Source organism: Muribacter muris (genome assembly GCF_001038205.1).
In the GTDB taxonomy this organism is placed as follows: domain Bacteria; phylum Pseudomonadota; class Gammaproteobacteria; order Enterobacterales; family Pasteurellaceae; genus Muribacter; species Muribacter muris.
The window spans coordinates 1-1,876 of record NZ_JWIZ01000091.1 but is presented as its reverse complement, the minus strand read 5'-3'; the positions used below and the strand labels follow the sequence as shown (position 1 = coordinate 1,876).

At 39.1% G+C, this 1,876-nt stretch carries 4 protein-coding genes; 1 reads left to right on the top strand and 3 read right to left on the bottom strand.

The genetic code is table 11. The features are described 5' to 3' along the window. On the bottom strand, nucleotides 1-589 hold a 589-nt coding region (locus RO21_RS12250; RefSeq protein ID WP_053067779.1), incomplete at its 3' end, for a helix-turn-helix domain-containing protein. 2 nt (nucleotides 590-591) lie between these two features. After that, nucleotides 592-1,017, bottom strand: coding sequence for a helix-turn-helix domain-containing protein (locus RO21_RS12245; RefSeq protein ID WP_084724307.1), 426 nt, complete (start codon nucleotides 1,015-1,017; stop codon nucleotides 592-594). Nucleotides 1,018-1,152: 135 nt separating this feature from the next. Here RO21_RS12245 and RO21_RS11195 point away from each other — a divergent pair, with 135 nt between their 5' ends. Beyond that, on the top strand, nucleotides 1,153-1,332 hold the full coding sequence (locus RO21_RS11195) for a hypothetical protein (protein ID WP_047977865.1): 180 nt from the start codon (nucleotides 1,153-1,155) through the stop codon (nucleotides 1,330-1,332). A gap of 57 nt (nucleotides 1,333-1,389) precedes the next feature. On the opposite strand, the gene RO21_RS11190 is transcribed toward RO21_RS11195, so the two are convergent. Beyond that, a complete protein-coding gene (locus RO21_RS11190; protein ID WP_047977864.1) occupies nucleotides 1,390-1,731 on the bottom strand; it encodes a hypothetical protein in 342 nt (113 codons plus the stop codon). Nucleotides 1,732-1,876 lie beyond the last annotated feature (145 nt).

Here is a 1,876-nt window from a genome sequence, read left to right as displayed (position 1 = left end):
TGTTCGTACTATTATCACCCGTGCGAATATTCATTCCGCCGGTTGATGCCTCTTTTTGCAATCCGCTCATAAAGCTAATTGCCTGAATTTTCTTTTGGTCGTCTAGTGCATTAAATGCGGTAAGAGCCATTTGTTGAGCTGTATCAAGTTGATTTTGTACTTGATCAAATATAAGCCAATCTAACGAAAGATTATGAGATTTTGCAAATTCTAGTATTACTTCAAAAGGTAGATTATTTCGACTTCTCCAATTTCTTACCGCAGTGGCTGCTTTATCTTGCTCCTTGCCTAGTTCAATTCCCAAGTCTTCATCATTTTTAATGTTTAAGTATGACTTCATACGCTCAAGAATTGAGTAAGTATCCAAAATTTTCATAAGCTTCTCTTCTCCCCATAAAAGCCAGTCTAAACTTATTTGATGTGTTGATGAAAATTTAAGTATTTCTTCTAAAGGGAGTGCATTTCTTACTTTCCAGCCAGATAAGGTTTGAGTCGAAACGTCCAGTTTTTCCGCCAAGTCTTTGTTTGTTCTAAGATTTAAAGCATTTTTCATTCGCTCTAAAACCAATTCTGTTTGTAAAAAACTCATTTTTACTTTTTATTGATCCCAATCACCGTTCCTAGGGTATTCCCGTGGAATACTTGATTATTCGTAGTGCTATTATTAACTGAATGAATGTTTGTACCCGTTTCTGATGATTTTTGTAATCCGCTCATTTGAGTTATGATTTGCAATTTCTGCTCTTGGTTCATTTGTCTATAAGCAGATAGAATCATTTGTTCATCAACAGCTAGTTGCTCTTTCGTGCTATTTTCTTCTTTACCCAGCACAAGCCAATCAATAGAAACTTCCTTTTTTAAAGATACTGCCAAGATAGCTTCAAGAGGTATAGATCCTCTGATTTTCCAATTTGAAGAGGTTTTTTCCGAAACCCCTAATTTTTCCGCTAGTTCTTTATTAGTTTTTATTCCCAGTGACATTTTCATTCTGTCTAGAATTTCATCAGAATTTAACACTTGCTAAAAAATCTCCAAAACAATCAAAAAATAACTTGATTATGAACAAAATGGGGATATAATCTTCATTAAGTTCATTGATGATATTCATCAACTTTCATCAGAAAAATAGCAACAAATCAGGGGGTTGTCTATATGGCAAAACGTGATCTACCTCAAAATTCCGAGAAAAAGTCGGATAAAGAAAGCGTTCATATTGAGCTTGCCATTGAGGAAGCAGAAGCTTTTAAGCAAGAAATGAAACGCATCGGGTTAAGGTCAAAATCGGCAATGGGGCGAGTGTTAATCCGCAAAGCCCTAGGGCTGTCGAAGTAGGGGGGAGTATGCGAGAGCAAAATCAAAAATGCCCTGACTGTGCAGGGCAAAATGAGGTTAAATCTGTAGTTCCGAGTGGTTCGCCAGTCGGGAATGACGATAGAGATTGCGGAGTGCGTCCGCTTGAGTTGGCTGTTGATTTACTTGCAATGCTGTCAGCGTCCGCTTTAATTGCATCTCAAACTGGCGATGAGCCTCACTGTCTGTGGGTATCACCTGTTCCAAGACAGAAATTGCTTGCATTGCTGCAGCCTGAGCCGACGGATTCGCCTGATATGAAATGCCTAAAGCAACAATTATTAGCAAGATGTTCTCTTCGAGTTGCGGATATGCCTGCAGTAACGCATAGAGCGTGGTTAGGGTTACAGAACGATTTATTAGTGGCGTTGAGGTCTGCATAGGGCTCTCCTTAAATATCATTTGGGTGGTGTGTATGGGTAAACAAAATCAAAAATGCCCTGTTTGTACAGGGCAAAAGGAAATTAAGCACGGGTGGGAAACAGCAGAGCTTCGACATCGGCTGCCGCCTGTTGAAGTGCCGAAT